This window comes from Wenzhouxiangella sp. 15190, assembly GCF_003417465.1.
Taxonomy (GTDB): Bacteria; Pseudomonadota; Gammaproteobacteria; order Xanthomonadales; family Wenzhouxiangellaceae; genus Wenzhouxiangella.
In genome coordinates, this window is sequence record NZ_QVMV01000020.1 from 149,879 (window position 1) to 165,527 (window position 15,649).

Annotated in this window: 13 protein-coding genes and 1 pseudogene; 1 reads left to right on the forward strand and 13 read right to left on the reverse strand. The window is 62.8% G+C overall.

The window, feature by feature from the left end:
* Nucleotides 1-3: 3 nt before the first annotated feature.
* The 12 genes and pseudogenes from lpxA to rpsB all read right to left on the reverse strand — a co-directional run.
* A complete protein-coding gene (gene lpxA / locus DZK26_RS05440) occupies nucleotides 4-774 on the reverse strand; it encodes an acyl-ACP--UDP-N-acetylglucosamine O-acyltransferase (RefSeq protein WP_116898416.1) in 771 nt (256 codons plus the stop codon).
* Nucleotides 771-1,238, reverse strand: coding sequence for a 3-hydroxyacyl-ACP dehydratase FabZ (fabZ, locus tag DZK26_RS05445; protein WP_116898415.1), 468 nt, complete (start codon nucleotides 1,236-1,238; stop codon nucleotides 771-773). Before fabZ ends, lpxA begins: the two co-directional genes overlap by 4 nt.
* Nucleotides 1,239-1,258: 20 nt before the next feature.
* The gene (gene lpxD / locus DZK26_RS05450; RefSeq protein ID WP_116898414.1) at nucleotides 1,259-2,275 is read right to left on the reverse strand and encodes a UDP-3-O-(3-hydroxymyristoyl)glucosamine N-acyltransferase; all 1,017 of its coding nucleotides are present in this window, start codon (nucleotides 2,273-2,275) and stop codon (nucleotides 1,259-1,261) included.
* 19 nt (nucleotides 2,276-2,294) lie between these two features.
* Nucleotides 2,295-2,867, reverse strand: coding sequence for an OmpH family outer membrane protein (locus DZK26_RS05455; protein ID WP_116898413.1), 573 nt, complete (start codon nucleotides 2,865-2,867; stop codon nucleotides 2,295-2,297).
* Between the two features lie 15 nt (nucleotides 2,868-2,882).
* On the reverse strand, nucleotides 2,883-5,324 hold the full coding sequence (gene bamA, locus DZK26_RS05460; protein ID WP_116898412.1) for an outer membrane protein assembly factor BamA: 2,442 nt from the start codon (nucleotides 5,322-5,324) through the stop codon (nucleotides 2,883-2,885).
* A 55-nt stretch (nucleotides 5,325-5,379) separates the two neighbouring features.
* Nucleotides 5,380-6,804, reverse strand: a complete 1,425-nt coding sequence (rseP, locus tag DZK26_RS05465; RefSeq protein WP_258870875.1) for an RIP metalloprotease RseP — start codon at nucleotides 6,802-6,804, stop codon at nucleotides 5,380-5,382.
* Between the two features lie 66 nt (nucleotides 6,805-6,870).
* Entirely contained in the window at nucleotides 6,871-7,689 is an 819-nt protein-coding gene (locus DZK26_RS05470; protein WP_181918401.1) for a phosphatidate cytidylyltransferase, read from the reverse strand.
* Nucleotides 7,682-8,410, reverse strand: a complete 729-nt coding sequence (gene uppS / locus DZK26_RS05475; RefSeq protein ID WP_258870874.1) for a polyprenyl diphosphate synthase — start codon at nucleotides 8,408-8,410, stop codon at nucleotides 7,682-7,684. Before uppS ends, DZK26_RS05470 begins: the two co-directional genes overlap by 8 nt.
* 8 nt (nucleotides 8,411-8,418) lie before the next feature.
* Complete coding sequence (frr, locus tag DZK26_RS05480) at nucleotides 8,419-8,976, reverse strand: ribosome recycling factor (RefSeq protein ID WP_116898409.1); 558 nt, start codon at nucleotides 8,974-8,976, stop codon at nucleotides 8,419-8,421.
* 94 nt (nucleotides 8,977-9,070) lie between these two features.
* A complete protein-coding gene (pyrH, locus tag DZK26_RS05485; RefSeq protein ID WP_116898408.1) occupies nucleotides 9,071-9,787 on the reverse strand; it encodes a UMP kinase in 717 nt (238 codons plus the stop codon).
* Nucleotides 9,788-9,967: 180 nt separating this feature from the next.
* Nucleotides 9,968-10,834, reverse strand: coding sequence for a translation elongation factor Ts (gene tsf / locus DZK26_RS05490; protein ID WP_116898407.1), 867 nt, complete (start codon nucleotides 10,832-10,834; stop codon nucleotides 9,968-9,970).
* Nucleotides 10,835-11,216: 382 nt separating this feature from the next.
* Nucleotides 11,217-12,011, reverse strand: a pseudogene (gene rpsB / locus DZK26_RS14525) (30S ribosomal protein S2); the annotation flags it as partial.
* A gap of 334 nt (nucleotides 12,012-12,345) precedes the next feature.
* Here rpsB and DZK26_RS05500 point away from each other — a divergent pair.
* A complete protein-coding gene (locus tag DZK26_RS05500; RefSeq protein WP_116898405.1) occupies nucleotides 12,346-13,458 on the forward strand; it encodes a mechanosensitive ion channel family protein in 1,113 nt (370 codons plus the stop codon).
* A 28-nt stretch (nucleotides 13,459-13,486) separates the two neighbouring features.
* Here the strand turns inward: DZK26_RS05500 and DZK26_RS05505 are convergent, their stop codons facing one another.
* Entirely contained in the window at nucleotides 13,487-15,358 is a 1,872-nt protein-coding gene (locus DZK26_RS05505; RefSeq protein WP_116898404.1) for a winged helix-turn-helix domain-containing protein, read from the reverse strand.
* Nucleotides 15,359-15,649: the final 291 nt, after the last annotated feature.

Here is a 15,649-nt window from a genome sequence, read left to right on the forward strand (position 1 = left end):
TATTCAGCGCAGCAGCCCGCGCTGGCTGTTCTGGATGGAATCGAGCATCAGCTGGAGTTCCGGCTGTTCGCCAACGCGCCGGCGCAACTCGGCAATGGCTTCGTCACGCTGCATGCCCTTGCGGTAGATCAGCCGGTAGGCTTCGCGAATATTGCGAATCTGCGCCGCCTCGAAGCCGCGGCGCTTGAGTCCCTCGGCGTTGATGCCGCGCGGTCTAGGCGGCTGGCCGGAGACCATGACGTAGGCCGGTACGTCCTGATTGACGCCACCGTACATGCCGAGAAAGGCGTGCGCGCCGATACGACAGAACTGGTGTGCACCGGAATAGCCGGCGAAGATGACCCAGTCGCCGACGATCACATGACCGGCCAGGGTCGCGCCGTTGGCAAAAACCGTATGCGAGCCCACCTGGCAGTCGTGCGCAACATGGCTGTAGGCCATCAGCCAGTTGTCGTCGCCGATGCGGGTCACGCCGACGTCGTCGGAGGTGCCGCGGTTGATGGTGACGTACTCGCGGATGGTGTTGTCGCGGCCAATTTCGACAGCCGTGTCCTCGCCGGCGTATTTCTTATCCTGCGGCGCCTCGCCCACGGAAGCAAACTGGTAGATGCGGCAATTCTCGCCGATGCTCGTGCGGCCGTTGATGACCACGTGCGGGCCGATCCAGCAGTGGTCGCCGATGACGACCTCCGGCCCGATCACGCTGTAGGCGCCGACCGACACGTTGTCGCCGAGATGAGCGCCGTCTTCGATGATGGCGGTGTGATGAATCATGGCGTCGGATCGGGACGGGCGGCGCAGAGGAGCTCGGCGCTGGCGGCCGGTTTGTCGTCGACAAGCACGGTAGCTTCATACAGGCCCATGTTGCGCATCAGGCGTTTCTGGGAGACCTCGAAGACGAGCTGGTCGCCGGGTACTACCACACGGTTGAAGCGCGCCTTGTCGATCTTGACCAGGTAGTAGAGCCGGTTGTCTTCGCCGTTCGCCTCGCGCGCCAGGTGCGCCAGACAGCCGGCGGCCTGGGCCATGGCCTCGAGCAGCAGGACGCCGGGCATGACCGGATGGCCGGGGAAATGCCCCTGGAAAAAGGGCTCGTTGATGGTCACGTTCTTCAGCGCCCGGATATGGGGCTTCCCGTCCAGCGAGTAGTCCAGCACCCGGTCCACCAGGAGGAACGGGTAGCGGTGAGGCAATAGTTCGAGAATCCTTTCGATATCGACCTGTTTGGTGTCGTTCATTGCGTTCTTGTCTTGATTGGTCAGGATTGATTTCGCTCCAGCCGGCGCAGGCGACGAACCCAGTCGTCGAGCTGCCCCAGACGGACCAGTATCCGCTTCCAGCGGGCATGCGGGCGTGCCGGTATGCCCGAACCGTATTCCCCCGGTTCGGTGATGGAATCGAGCACCGTGCTCATGGCGGTGATGACGACCTTGTCGCAGATGCTCAGATGGCCGCCGATGCCGCAGGCGCCGGCGATCATGCAGTAACGCCCGATATGCGTCGATCCGGCAACACCGACACAGCCAGCAATGGCCGTGTGGGCCCCGATACGGACATTGTGGGCGATCTGGACCTGGTTATCCAGGCGTACGTCCTCGGCCAGTTCGGTGTCTTCGATGGCGCCGCGGTCGATGGTGGTGTTGGCGCCGATCTCGCAGTCGTCGCCGATGACGACCGCGCCGAGCTGCGGCACCTTGATCCAGTGGCCGGCATCCATCGCCAGCCCGAAGCCGTCGGCGCCGATGACCACGCCGGGATGCACCAGGACTCGCTGGCCGAGCTGACAACCCGGGCCGACGTAAACCCGCGCGAGAAGGCGGGAATCGTCACCGATACTCACATCGTCGTCGACGACGCAGCCCGGCCCGATAACCACGTTGGCGCCGATGTGTGCGCGTGTTCCGATGCTGACGTGCGGCCCGATACTGGCCGATGGATCGATGCTGGCACGCTCGCCGACCACGGCGGTGGGATGCTTGCCGGGCTCGGTGCTGGCACGGGGGCTGAGCCAGGCGGCGACCTTCGCCCAGGTGGCGTAGGGATTGCTGCTGATCAGCGCGTTGCCGTCCCAGCGTTCGGCCAGGGCCTCTCCGATGATGACCGCACCGGCGCGGCACTCGGCCAGTTGAGTCGCATAGGACGGATTGGCCAGGAAACTGACGTCTTGCGGGCCGGCGGTGGCGAGGGTGGCCAGCGAACCAACGCGGTGGTCGGGGTCGCCGCGAAGTGTCAGGCCGAAACGGTCGGCCAGCGCCTTGAGCGTGGTGTCTTGCATGCGCGTGTCCGGAATTGTCTTACTGCCCGGCCTGTTCGTCGCCGGCTCGCTGGCTGCGGAAATCTTCCTCGAGCCACTCCAGGACGCGGTCGGTCACGTCGATTCGGTCGGAAGCATAGGCGACGGGACTGGTCAGAATCAGGTCGAACTCACCCGCTTCGGCAATCTGTTCGACGGCGACCTCGATGGTCTCTTCGAGTGCCTTCTTTTCGGCATTGGTTCGAAATCGCAGCTCCTCTTCCAGATCCTCTCTTCTTCGTTCGATCGAGCGCTGCAGGTTGCGGATTTCACGTTCACGTTCGAACTGTTCTTCTGCTGTCAGGTCCGTGGATTCGGCGAGCTCGGCTTCCAGCCGCTCCAGGCGGGCCTCGTCGGCCAGCAGTGATTGATTGCGCGGGCGGAACTCCTGGTCCAGTGATTCACGGACATTGACGACCTGCGGCGCGGCGTCGAACAGTTGCTTCATGTTCACGTAGCCGATGCGCAGGTCCTGGCCGAACACGCTCGAACACAGGAGCAGCAGGCCGAACGCGATCAACCGCGCCCGGCCGCAGCCGCTGACGTTCAACCCGCTGAGCGTGTTCGCCCTCATTACACGTCCTGCGGGTCAGAACGTCTGGCCGAAGGAGAATTGAATGACCTGTGTTTCATCGCCTTCGCGCTCTTTGAGAGGAGTAGCCACGTTAATGATAATCGGACCGACCGGCGCTTGCCAGGTCAGGGCGAGGCCGGTGGAGGCGCGCAGTTTGTCGGTCTCGAAGCTGTCGTAGTTGCGGAAGACATTGCCGACATCGACGAACCAGGCCAGTCTTGTGCCGCTGGCTTCGATATTCGGCAGCGGAAAGGCCAGTTCAATACCGCCGATGACCTTGAAGTCACCGCCGACCGAGCGGCAGAACTGATCCTTCGGGCCGAGCGAGTTGTCCTCGAAGCCGCGGATATCGGATACGCCGCCGCCATAGAAGTGCTCGTAGAACGGCAGGCCGTCGTCGAAGCTCACGACCTCATCGGGCTGACAGGTCCGCCTGAGATTGTCTCCCAGTTCCACTTCGACCGGCTCGAGGCCGAGATCGTCGTCATAGTTGTCGTAGGAATCCCCATAAGCGACATCGCCCTTGACGCTGAAGGCCATGCCGCTGCCGCCGAGGGGCCAGTATTTTCGGAACCTGTAGTTGAGGCGGTAGAACTCGCGGGTGCTGCCCGGCAGGGCGATCTCGGCGCCCAGGCGGTGGAGCGAACCCCGGGAGGGATTGAGGTAGTGATTTCGGCTATCGCGCGACCAGGTGCTATCGAGTCTGTAGGTCCTCAGCCGACGCTCGTCCGAACTGAGTAATCCATTGCCGTTTTCGTCAAGCGAGATGCCCAGCGGCCGTTCTGCCCTGAAGCAGGTGAATGCGGGCGATTCCGGATCCTCGGGGTCTTCCCGGCAAAAGCTCCCGCCGATGTTGATGTCGACTTCCTGGGCGCCGAGACCGAAGCGCAGGAAGTCGACCTCGCTGATTGGGAATCCGAAGTTGACGCCTGCGGCAGCCTGACTGGTCGAGAACGAGGAGATATTGGCGTCGCGCTGATCGAATTCGGTGTAGCGGGCATAGAAGCCTCTCGAAACCCCGTCATCGGTGTAGTACGGGTTGGTGTAGTTGACCGACGCCTGGGTGTAAATGTCGCTGTGGCTGACCGCGAAACCGACACGCCGCCCACTACCGAGGAAGTTGTCCTGCTGGACGGAGATCGAGGCGATCAGGCCCTGCACCTGCGAGAAGCCGAAGCCGACCTGAAAGCTCCCCGATGGCTGTTCTTCGACGCTGACGACGATATCGACCTGGTCATCGCTGCCTTCCACGGCCGGTGTCTCGATATTGACGTTGTCGATATAGCCCAGACGTTGCAGGCGCAGTTTCGACCGATCGATGGCCGATTGCGAAAACCAGGCGCCCTCGAACTGGCGCATCTCGCGTCGCAGGACCTCGTCCTTGGTCTGGGTATTGCCGCGGAATTCGACCCGTCGCACGTAGACGCGCTTGCCCGGGTCGACGAAGAAGTTGAGTTCGGTCTCGAGCGTGTCGCGATTGATGCGCGGCACCGGATTGACGTTAGCGAAGGCATAGCCGATATTCGACAACATGGCGGTGATGTTGTCCACGCTCTGCTCGACCTGTTTGCGCGAGAAGGTCTCGCCCGGTTCGATCATGATCAACCGCCGCATGGTTTCCTCGCCCAGGATGAGTTCGCCGGTGAGTACCACGTCCTTGACGGTGTAGACCTCGCCCTCGCGGATGTTGGCGGTGATGAAGATGTCGCTCTTGTCCGGGCTGATCGCAACCTGGGTCGATTCGATAGAAAAATCGAGATAACCGCGGTCGAGGTAGTAAGAGCGCAGGGTTTCCAGGTCGCCGGAGAGTTTTTCACGCGTGTACTTGTTGGCGCCTTGCCAGAAGAACAGGCCGAGTTTGCTGTCGGACTCGAACTCGTCGCGAAGTTCGTCCTCGCTGAAAGTTTCGTTGCCAACGATATTGATATGGCGAATGCGCGCCTGGTCGCCTTCCGTGACCTGGATGCTGAGATTGACCCGATTACGCGACATCTCGCCGACCTCGGTGTCGACGTTGACCGCATAGTAGCCCCGACTGTAGTACTGCTGGATCAACTCCTGTCGAACACGGTCGAGTTCGAGTTTGTTGAAGATTTCCCCTTCGGCAATACCGATGTTGGCCAAGGCCGGCATCAGGTCTTCGGTCTTGAGCTGGCGATTGCCGGCGATACTGATCGATGAAATCGCCGGGCGCTCCTCGACAGTGATGACCAGAAGATCGTCCTCTCTTGAGAGCCGGACATCGTTGAAGAAGCCGGTTTCCCACAGGTCCCGAATGGTGCTGCGGCCCAGTGACGGTGTCATCTGGTCGCCCACCTCGAGGGGCACGTAGCTGAACACGGTGCCTTCGGAAAGTCGCTGCAGTCCGTCGACGCGAATGTCGCTGATGCGAAATGTCTCGGCTGATGCGAGGCCGGTGAAAAAAAGCAGCATCAGCAGCAGGCAGATTCGTTTCATTTCGGATGCGTTCCGGTTGGTTGTTTCAGCATGAACCGCTAGGGCACGCTGCAGTTTAGGAAAAAAGGCGTAACAGATCGTTAAATATCGCCAGGCTCATCAGCCCGACGACCATCAGGATGCCAAGGTATTGACCCAGGATCTGGGTCTTCTCGGATACCGGTGACCCCTTGATGAACTCCACAAGGTAATACATCAAGTGGCCGCCATCCAGTACCGGGATGGGCAGCAGATTGATGATGGCCAGTGACAGGCTGATCAGGCCGAGGAAGAAAAGGAAGCGCGAAAAGCCCAGCAAGGCGGACGAGTGGGCCATCTGCGCGATCGTGATCGGGCCCGAAAGGTTGCTCAGGCTGGCGTTGCCGGTGATCATCCGGCCGAGCATGCCGAAAGTCGCGGCAGTCAGTCGGCCGGTTTCGGCAAAGGCCTCCCCCACGGCTTCGGCCGGCCCGTGACGCAGAATGGTAAAGGCTCGCTCCATGTCGGCGCGTGTCGCCTCGTCCGGCGGCGGCGACTGGATGCCGATGACCGGGCGACCTTCCTGGATGGCGGGTGTCAGCGCCAGGTCCATGCGTCGGCCGTCGCGCTCGACCTCCATCGAAAGCTCGCGGGGGTGACCCTGATCGTCGACACCGTGGGCCGGAATCAGGCGGGCCACATCGCGCCAGCCCTCGACCGGCTCGCCGGCCACGCTGACGATGCGGTCTCCGGCTTGAAGGCCGCTGTCGTCGGCGGGCGTGCCCGGGCTGACCGAATCGATCACCGGCGGCAGGTCCGGCCGCCACGGCTCAAGGCCGATTGCCTCGAGCGCGCGCGATTCGTCGAACTGCGCGGGCAGACTGTCCATGCGCAGCTCTGTCGGACGGCGGCTTCCACCCGGACGTTCGGCGATCACCGTAACCGGTTCGCGATCGAGGGCGGCCGGCATCAATTGCAGCAGCACGTGCGTCCAGGTCTCGGTCTCCTTTTCGCCCACCTGCACGATCAGGTCGTCGCGCTCGAGGCCGGCTTCGGCAGCAATGCCGGTGGCCTCCCCGACGACAGGCCGGGTTTCGGGAATGCCGACGACAAACATCAGCCAGAATGCGGCCAGGGCGAAAATGAAGTTGAACGCCGGGCCAGCGGCGACAATGGCTACCCGCTGGCCAAGCGGCTGGCGATTGAAAGCCTGGTCGAGCTCTCCTTCGGCCACCGGGCCTTCGCGTTCGTCGAGCATGCGGACATAGCCCCCCAACGGGATGGCCGCCACGCGATATTCAGTGCCGCCGCGCCCGGTGCGCGAGAACAGCGCCGGACCGAAGCCGATCGAGAACTGCAGCACACGAACGCCCGCCCGCCGGGCCACCCAGAAGTGGCCGAACTCGTGAAACGTGACCAGCAGGCCGAGGGCGACGGCCAGCCACAAAATGGGTCCGAAAATTTCGAGCATGTCGAGTCGGGCATCCGCACCGGTTCGCGGCCGGTGATTGATTGCAAGCATTCCTTGGCGAAGCGCGCCATTGTAGCTTGTGTGAGTCGAGTCTGTGCCGAAGCAGTGTCGGTCCGGTCAGGGCAAGGGCGTACCGGTCGTGCTGAGCACGGCAAGGGCGAAGAAGGGGACTGCCGCGGTCATGCTGTCGAATCGGTCGAGAATGCCGCCATGGCCGGGCAGCAGGGCGGAAGTATCCTTGAGCGCGCGCTGGCGCTTGAGCAGGCTGATGAACAGATCGCCGCCGATGGAGATCATCGCAATGCCGAAGGCCAGGGCGGCGAGCGTGAACGTTTCGAACGGGTTCATGGGAAAAATGGCGCCGGCGACCGGCGTCAGCACGGCCGCGCCTAGCAGGCCACCCAGCGCGCCCGCCCGCGTCTTGCCCGGGCTGATGGTCGGCGCCAGTTTGGCCCCGCCGAAATGACGGCCACTGAAATAGGCACCCGTGTCGGCGGCGGCGATGATCACGAGCAGCAGGACGACGAGCCAGGGTGACAGCGACTGCAGCAGGCTCAGTCCCAGCCACGCGGCCAGCAACGCCCCACCCAGCACGACCAGCTTGACGGCAGTGGTCGTCGGCGCTCCTGACCGTCCCAGCGCGGGTCGCGACAACCAGGCCAGGTTGAGCAGCCACAGCACGCAGGCGCTCGTCAGCAGCCAGGCGGGTTCCAGAGCGAGAACGTGAATCATGGCGGCCAGGGCCGCGAGGCCGATACCATAGAACCAGCGTGCGGCCTGATGGTCGATACCGGCCAGACGTGCCGCTTCCCAGCCGCCGAGCAACGGTAGTACCAGCCCGACGAAGAGGGCGAATCCTGCCGCGGGCAGGGCGAAGACCCCCAGCAGGCCGACGGTGGCCATCGCCAGGGCTGTGAGCACCCTGAGCCTAAGCACTCTGCACCTGGCCCAGACCACCGAAGCGGCGTTCTCGCCGAGCGAAGTCGGCCAGCGCGGCCTGGAGGTGTTCTTCCCCGAAATCCGGCCACAGCACATCGGTGAAGTACAGTTCGGTATAGGCAAGTTGCCACAGCAGGAAATTCGACAGGCGCCGTTCGCCGCCGGTGCGGATGAACAGGTCGGGCGGCGGCAGCGCGGCCAGCGACAGCATTGAGCCGAATCGGTCGAAATTGATTTCGGCCGGATCGAGTTTGCCGTTTGCCACCTGCTCGGCAAGCCGGCGTGCTGCCTGGATTATGTCGGCCTGGCCGCCGTAGTTGACGGCGACGTTCAACTGCAGCGTGTCATTGCCGGCGGTGCGCCTTTCGGCCTGTTGCATGCCTTCGCGCAGGGTGCGGCTGAACGCCGAGCGGTCTCCGATGAAGTTCAGCCGCACGCCGTTCTCGTCGAGTTCGCGGACTTCGCGATTGAGTGCGCGCAGGAACAGATCGAGGAGCTTTCTTACTTCCGATTTGGGGCGGTTCCAGTTCTCGCTCGAGAATGCGTAGACCGTCAGAACGCGAATGTGCTGGGACAGCGCGGCGCGTATCGTGCGCTTGAGCGCGTCCGAGCCGGCTTCGTGGCCGGCGGATCGAGGTCGGCCCTGGCGCATTGCCCAGCGGCCGTTGCCGTCCATGATGATGGCGACATGTTGAGGCGAGGAGTGAAGATCAACCAAGAGGAACCTCAGATTTCCATCAGCTCCTGTTCCTTGGCCGATACCAGCTCATCGACCTGGCCGACATACTTGTCGGTCAGTTCCTGGACCTGGGTTTCGCCGCGCCGAACGTCGTCTTCGGACAACTCCTTCTCCTTGAGGTATTCCTTGAGTTGGTGGTTGGCGTCGCGGCGGATGTTGCGAATCGCGATCTTCGCCTGCTCACCCTCGGCGTGGACTACCTTGGCCAGCTCGGCGCGCCGCTCTTCGTTGAGTGCCGGCAGCGGCACCCGGATGTTGGCGCCCGAGGTGGCCGGGTTGAGGCCCAGATCGGAGGTCATGATGGCCTTCTCGATCTTTTGCACCATCGATTTGTCGAAGGGCACGACGCTGAGCGTGCGCGCGTCTTCGGCGTTGATGTTGGCCGCCTGGTTCAGCGGAACCTCGGTGCCGTAGTAGTCGACCGTAATGTGCTCGAGCAGTGTCGGGTGGGCCCGGCCGGTACGAATCTTGGAAAGTTCGTTCTTGAGCGCAGCAACACTTTTCTGCATGCGCTCGTCGGCATCCTTCCTGGTTTCGTTGAGCATGTCTCACCTCTTGGATTCAACTCGGTTGCGTACGCTGTCGCGATCCGGCCGTCGATTGTAGTGGTCATGGGTCCGGCTTGCAGCCCCTGCCGGATCAGCTCACCAGCGTGCCCACATCCTCACCGCGGATCACCCGGCCGAGCTCGCCGGCAAGATTGAGGTTGACGATGCGAATGGGCATGGACTGGTCGCGGCACAGGACGATGGCGTTGGTATCCATGACCTGCAGCTTGCGCTCGATGACTTCATCATAGCTGATCCGTGCGTAGTGGGTCGCCTCGGTGTCGGTCACCGGATCGGCCGAATAGATACCGCCGACCTTGGTGGCCTTGATCATCACGTCCGCGCCGACTTCGATGGCGCGCAGGCTGGCCGCCGTGTCGGTGGTGAAGAACGGATTGCCGGTGCCGGCGGCGAAAATTACCGCACGCCCCTTCTCGAGATGGCGCACCGCCCGTCGGCGGATGTAGTCCTCGCACACATCGCGTACGGATACGGCCGACATCACACGCGTGGTCACGCCGGCCTTCTCGAGGGCATCCTGCAGCGCCAGGGCGTTCATGACGGTGGCCAGCATGCCCATGTGATCGCCGGTGATGCGATCGATGCCGGAGGCCGCCAGCCCCTTGCCGCGGAATATGTTGCCGCCGCCGATGACCACGCCGATCTGTGTGCCGGATGCAACGACATCGGCCACCTCGCGCGCGATGCGCGAGGAAACCTTGGGATCGATGCCGTAATCAAACTCGCCGAGCAGGGCCTCGCCACTGAGTTTGAGCAGAACCCGTCGATAGTGGGCGTTCTCATTCATATCCAGCAGCCTCCCTGCTCAATTAACCGTAATGATCTGACCAGCCGAACACTTGAGGATTCCGAGCACGCGTTTCACGGCGCTCAACCCCGGCTTCTTTCCTCCGGAAAGTCGCCGAGGTTTCGCTGCCTACGCTGCCGGACGCCGTCAGGCGCGTGCGCAGTAGTTTTCAGCGACTCCCTAGCCGCGTGCCTGCTCCATGACCTCGGCCGCAAAGTCGTCTTCTTCCTTCTCGATGCCTTCGCCCACTTCCAGGCGGACAAAGCCTTCGACCGATGCGTTCCGGTTCTTGAGCAACTTGCCCACGGTCTGGTCGCTGTCCTTGACGAAGGGCTGGCCGGTCAGCGTGATCTCGGCCAGGCGCTTGTTGAGGCGACCGGTGACCATCTTTTCGATGATCTCCGGCGGCTTGCCGCTGTCTTCGGCCTGGGCGACGAGAATCTGCTTTTCGCTGTCGATCACATCCGACGGCACGTCTTCGACGTCGCGGTAGACCGGATTGAGCGCGGCAATATGCATGGCCAGGTCGCGGGCCAGTTCCTCGTCGCCGCCTTTCAGGGCTACGAGCACGCCGATGCGGCCGCCGTGGATGTAGCCGCCCATGATGCCGCCGTCGGCCGACAGCGGCGCCATGCGGCGCACGCGAATGTTTTCGCCCAGCTTGGCGATGAGCTGCTTGGCGGACTCGGCCACGCTCTGGCCGTTTTCCATGGTCGCCTCGTTGAGCGCGTCCACGTTGTCGACGGTCAGTGCCAGGCCGGCGACTTCATTGGCAAAGCGCCGGAAATTGTCGTCCTTGGCGACGAAGTCGGTCTCGCAGTTGATCTCGACCAGAACGGCACGATCGCCGGACTCGGCCATGATCACCGCACCTTCGGCGGCAACGCGATCGGACTTCTTGTCGGCCTTGGCCAGGCCGCTCTTGCGCAGGTGCTCCAGGGCGGCATCCATGTCGCCGTCGGTTTCGACGAGCGCCTTCTTGCATTCCATCATGCCGGCGCCGGTGCGGTCGCGCAATTCCTTGACTTGTGCTGCAGAAATACTCATGGCTTTTTCAAAGCTCCTTGCAAATCGGGTTCAATCAGGACTCGCCGCCTTCGTCGTCCGCCTTGGTCGCGGTCTTCTTGGTCGCCTTTTTCTTGGCGGCCTTTTTCTTGGCCGCCTTCTTCTTGGTGGTCTTCTTTTTGGCGGCCTTCTTCTTGGTCGCCTTCTTGGCGGCGGGCTTGGCCGCTTCCTTCTCGCCGGCTGCTTCCTGGGCCGGTGCCTCGGCCTTGGCCGCTTCCTTTCCGTTGGCGGCTTCCTTGGCGGGTTCTTCGGCCTTGGTCTCCGCGGCGGGCGCCTCATCCGGGGTCTCGGCGGCAGGTGCCTCTTCCGTGGCTGCTGCCGGTTCGGGCTTGACCGCCGTCTTCTTCTTGGCGGTCTTCTTGGTCGCGGCCTTCTTGGCGGCGGTCTTCTTGCGTTCGGACTTGGCGGCCTGAACCGGATTGCCTTCGGCATCGAGTTCGACGAACTCGTCTTCGTTGCCTTCGCCCGGCTGCGGTACCGAGGCGCGGCCTTCCAGGATGGCGTCGGCGGCCAGCTGCGTGTACAGGCGGATGGCGCGGATGGCGTCATCGTTGCCCGGAATCACGTAATCGATGTTGTCCGGGTTGTGGTTGGTGTCGACCACGGCGACGACCGGAATACCCAGCTTGCGCGCCTCGGCCACGGCGATATCTTCGTGGCCGACGTCGATGACGAACATGGCGTCGGGCAGGCCGTTCATGTCCTTGATGCCGCCCAGGCTTCGCTCCAGGCGGTCACGTTCGCGGGTGAGATCGAGCACTTCCTTCTTGACCAGCTTATCGAAGGTGCCGTCGGTTTCCTGCTGCTCGAGATCCTTGAGGCGGTTGATCGAGCCGCGCACGGTGCGGAAGTTGGTCAGCATGCCGCCGAGCCAGCGATGCGAAACAAAGGGCATACCGCAGCGCCGGGCCTCTTCTTCAACGGCCGTGCTGGCTGCGCGCTTGGTGCCGACGAACAGAATAGTGCCGCGACGGGCGGCGAGCCCGCTCAGGTAATTCAGCGCGTCCTTGAGCAGCGGCAGGGTCTCTTCGAGATTGATGATGTGGATCTTGCCGCGGGCACCGAAGATGAAGGGTTCCATCTTCGGGTTCCAGTATCGGGTCTGGTGACCGAAATGCACGCCAGCTTCGAGCATCTGGCGCATGGTGACGTCAGGCATGTCTTTACTCCATTTTCATGGACAAGCGGCCCGTCCGCAGTTTTCCTTCGGGTCAATCGGCGGAACGTGCTTTGTCCGGGGTTTAGGCCTCCGCTGATCCCATGCGGCGATCCTCAGCCCGTAAAGGCGGGACAACCCCGACGCATGTGTCGACCAGCGTGTGTTTTTGGTTCTTTGCCTGGTTGCCCAAGCAAATCCCGTCAATTGTACCGGAGGCACTGCATACAGCGCAATGCTTGTGACCCTCTCAGGCGCTCACGCGGCAAATCGCGCTAGACTGGGGCAGGATTCCCGGTAGCGGCCGTCCGTTGAAGGAAGATCAGTGAGTCAGCGAATGCAAGGAGACAACCCCGCGACCCCGCCGGATTGGTTGCCCGAATCCATCCACTTCGCGTGGGAATTCCTCGCCGCTTACCCCCTGGCGCTTGCCCTGGCTGTGGCCATTGTCGGGATCGGGCTGGCCCTGCTGGGCCGGGGCTTCATCCTGTTCTGGGGCCACAAGGTCACGGCCCGGACGAAGAACCAGCTCGACAAGAAATTGCTGCGAATAGGCGCGAACGTAGCGGCCATCCTGGTGGTTTACGTGGCGATCGTGCTGGCCATCCAGGTGATCGGCCTGGGCGAGCGTGCCGAGCAGATTATCATTCGCCTGCTGCTCAGCTTCCTGATCCTGCACCTGATGATGTCGTCCCTGCGCGCCGGGCATGTGGGGCTGGAAATCGTCGGCCGATTACGCCAGCGATTCGAGTTCGTCGAGGCGCGGACGATGCCGCTTTTCGATCTTATCCTCGCGGTGGTCGTGGTGGGTGCGGCCGCCTACGCATTGCTGATGGTATGGAACATCGATCCGACCGCCTGGCTGGCCTCGGCCGGGGTGATCGGCATTGTCGTGGGCTTCGCGGCGCGCGACACGCTGGCGAACCTGTTCGCCGGTTTCTTCATCATTGCCGATGCACCCTACAAACTGGGAGATTACGTGGTGCTCGATACCGGTGAGCGCGGCGAGGTGACCAAGGTCGGCATTCGTTCCACGCGTATTCTCACCCGCGACGACGTCGAGATCACCGTGCCCAACTCGATGATGGCCAACTCGCAGATCTACAACGAGTCGGGCGGCAAGTGGGAGCGCTTTCGTATTCGCATCAAGGTGGGCGTGGCTTACGGCAGCGACGTCGACGAAGTCGTCGAGTTGCTCGAGCGCCTCGCCTCCGAGCACGACACCGTCTGCAAGGACCCGACCCCGCGGGTTCGCATGCGCGGCTTCGGCGATTCCAGTCTGGATTTCGAGTTGTTGTGCTGGGTCGAGCGGCCGGTCGAGCGCGGCAAGGTCAGCCACGAGCTCTACATGGCCGTCTACAAGGCACTGGGCGAAGCCGGCATCGAGATTCCGTTTCCGCAGCGAGATGTCTGGATGCGCGGCGGCGAACCGGCTGATTCGGGGACTTGACGTTATCGGGTTGAACTCGCGGAATCGTTCAGCCTTCCGCCAGGCCCCAGTGACGATCGAGTCGCCGGATGATGGCATTAAATCGCTCATCGTCCCGCAATGGATCCAGAAACGGGTGGTATCGCAGCACGATGGTCTGGTTATCGTTCCAACCGTTTCGGCCCAGGGCATCGAGCGCGGCGTCAAGCTCGCCCAGGCCGAGCCTGGCAATGCCCAGGGCATAGCCATCGTCGCTGTCCGCGACGGTTTCAGCCAGTTCCCGTGCCCTTTCGGTTTCGCCGGCTCGGGCATGGGCGGCTGCCAGCCAGCCCCGGTATTCGGTAATCGATTCGTCGCTGGCGTGATCGAGTGCGGCTTCCACGGCGGTAATCGCCTCCCGGTAGTGCCCCTGGACCAGAAGAGCCTGCCCCTCCAGTAACCAGGCGAGTGCATAGCCGGGGGAAAGCTCCCGGGCCTTTCGGGCGTGTTCGAGTGCGGTCCCCGGTTGGCGGTCGGCGAGGCTGAGAAATGCCAGCGACATATTGACCGAAGGCGCGGAGGGTGCGCGCTCGACCTGCTCCCGGGTCAATGCCAGTGCCCCGTCCAGGTTGCCTGCGACTGCCTGCATCCAGGCCAACCAGCCGGTGTAATCCGAAGACAGCGCACGGGCCTTGCCCAGGGCCTCCAGGGCGGCCGGCCCGTTGTGGTCGAAATGCATGTAAACCACACCCAGAACCATGTGGGCCATCGGCAGGTCGGGCGCCAGCTTCAGCGCGGTCAGGGCATTTTCTCGCGCCCGCGGCAGCATCTGTTCAGCGTCTTCATGGCCGTAATAGACCAGTAGCGTTTGCGCGCTGGCCAGCTCGGCCCAGGCATCGGCGTAGTCTGTATCCAGATCGATGGCCCGCCGGAACAGATCGGCGGCCCGACGCATGGTGGATTCCGTGCGCCGGGCGAGCAGGGTGGCGCCACGAATCACCAGGGCGTAGGCCTCGAGATTCTCGGTCGGGACGCGCACGACCCGTTCTTGTTCCTCAGCGCTCAGCTGTGCCTGCATGGCGCTGGCGATGTCGTCGACAATGTCGGCTTGAATAGCGAACAGGTTTTCGGCCGTCAGTTCACGGCGATAGGTTCGCGCCCAGGCATGGGTGTCGGATGCGGCATCGATCAGTTGTGCATTGAGCTGGATTTCGTCACCGGCCTGCTGGATGGCGCCCTCCATCACCCAGGCCACGTTCAACTCCCGCGCGATCTCGGGGATCGGTTTGTTGGAATCACGGTACTGCCTGACCGAGGTGGAAGAGATCACCCGCAGATCGGCGATATTCGACAGCCGGGTCAGCAACTCGTGGTGGAGGCCTTCGGCAAAGGGGTCGCGCAGATCGGTGGAGAAGTGGTCGAACGGTAACACCGCGATGGACTGATCCGCCTGTGCCGCGGGCTCTTGACGGTCCAGCCATAGCCAGCCCGCAACCGTGACCAGCCCGGCCAGAACCAGTATCTCGATGAGCAGCCGGGGTTTGATGAATGGGTTGGGCCCGCCCGGTTCGGAAGCAGGCGAGTCTCCACCATCCGTGCCAGCAGTGGGCTCGGTTTCGTCCAAAGCCCGAACCGGGGCAACCAGGCGGTAACCGCGCTTGGGAATGGTTTCGATAAATCGCGGACTGGATGCCTGATCCCCCAGTTGCCGGCGCAATTCAGAAATACACCAGGTTACCGCGTCGTCGCCGACGACGGTCTCCGCCCAGACCGAGCGGTTGAATTCATCCCGACTGACCACCTCCCCGGCGTGCGCGGCCAGATACACCAGCACGTCCATCGCCCGGGAATTGATATGGACCTCCCCGTTCGGGCCGCTCAGGCGGTTCTGCTCGGGATGGACGGTCCACTCTTCGAGGTGGAATCCGGCGTGGAGACCCATGCGGCAACCAACTCCAGGTGGATTTGAAGACCGATTGTATCGTGCCTGTTTGTGCCCCGTTTTAGGGCTCCGTGCCGGGTTCCATGTTTCTCACAGAAAGATTTCAGGGTTTGCCAATACGCTTCACAGGACATACAGCAGGCCTCCCGATAGCTTGAGAGCCACATCCGCGTTTTGGCGGTTTTGGATTCAAAGCAGAAAGCAGGAGGATAGGCAAATGCACAGCATTTCAATCAGACATATCTTTACGGTGACGGCAGCGCCACTTGTTCTGGCGGCGGTCCTGGCCGG

What these genes read in the sequence shown, in the direction of transcription:
- lpxA (WP_116898416.1), bottom strand. Translation starts at nt 774, where the DNA reads ATGATTCATCACACCGCCATCATCGAAGACGGCGCTCATCTCGGCGAC.
- fabZ (WP_116898415.1), bottom strand. Translation starts at nt 1,238, where the DNA reads ATGAACGACACCAAACAGGTCGATATCGAAAGGATTCTCGAACTATTG.
- lpxD (WP_116898414.1), bottom strand. Translation starts at nt 2,275, where the DNA reads ATGCAAGACACCACGCTCAAGGCGCTGGCCGACCGTTTCGGCCTGACA.
- DZK26_RS05455 (WP_116898413.1), bottom strand. Translation starts at nt 2,867, where the DNA reads ATGAGGGCGAACACGCTCAGCGGGTTGAACGTCAGCGGCTGCGGCCGG.
- bamA (WP_116898412.1), bottom strand. Translation starts at nt 5,324, where the DNA reads ATGAAACGAATCTGCCTGCTGCTGATGCTGCTTTTTTTCACCGGCCTC.
- rseP (WP_258870875.1), bottom strand. Translation starts at nt 6,804, where the DNA reads ATGCTTGCAATCAATCACCGGCCGCGAACCGGTGCGGATGCCCGACTC.
- frr (WP_116898409.1), bottom strand. Translation starts at nt 8,976, where the DNA reads ATGCTCAACGAAACCAGGAAGGATGCCGACGAGCGCATGCAGAAAAGT.
- pyrH (WP_116898408.1), bottom strand. Translation starts at nt 9,787, where the DNA reads ATGAATGAGAACGCCCACTATCGACGGGTTCTGCTCAAACTCAGTGGC.
- tsf (WP_116898407.1), bottom strand. Translation starts at nt 10,834, where the DNA reads ATGAGTATTTCTGCAGCACAAGTCAAGGAATTGCGCGACCGCACCGGC.
- DZK26_RS05500 (WP_116898405.1), top strand. Translation starts at nt 12,346, where the DNA reads ATGCAAGGAGACAACCCCGCGACCCCGCCGGATTGGTTGCCCGAATCC.
- DZK26_RS05505 (WP_116898404.1), bottom strand. Translation starts at nt 15,358, where the DNA reads ATGGGTCTCCACGCCGGATTCCACCTCGAAGAGTGGACCGTCCATCCC.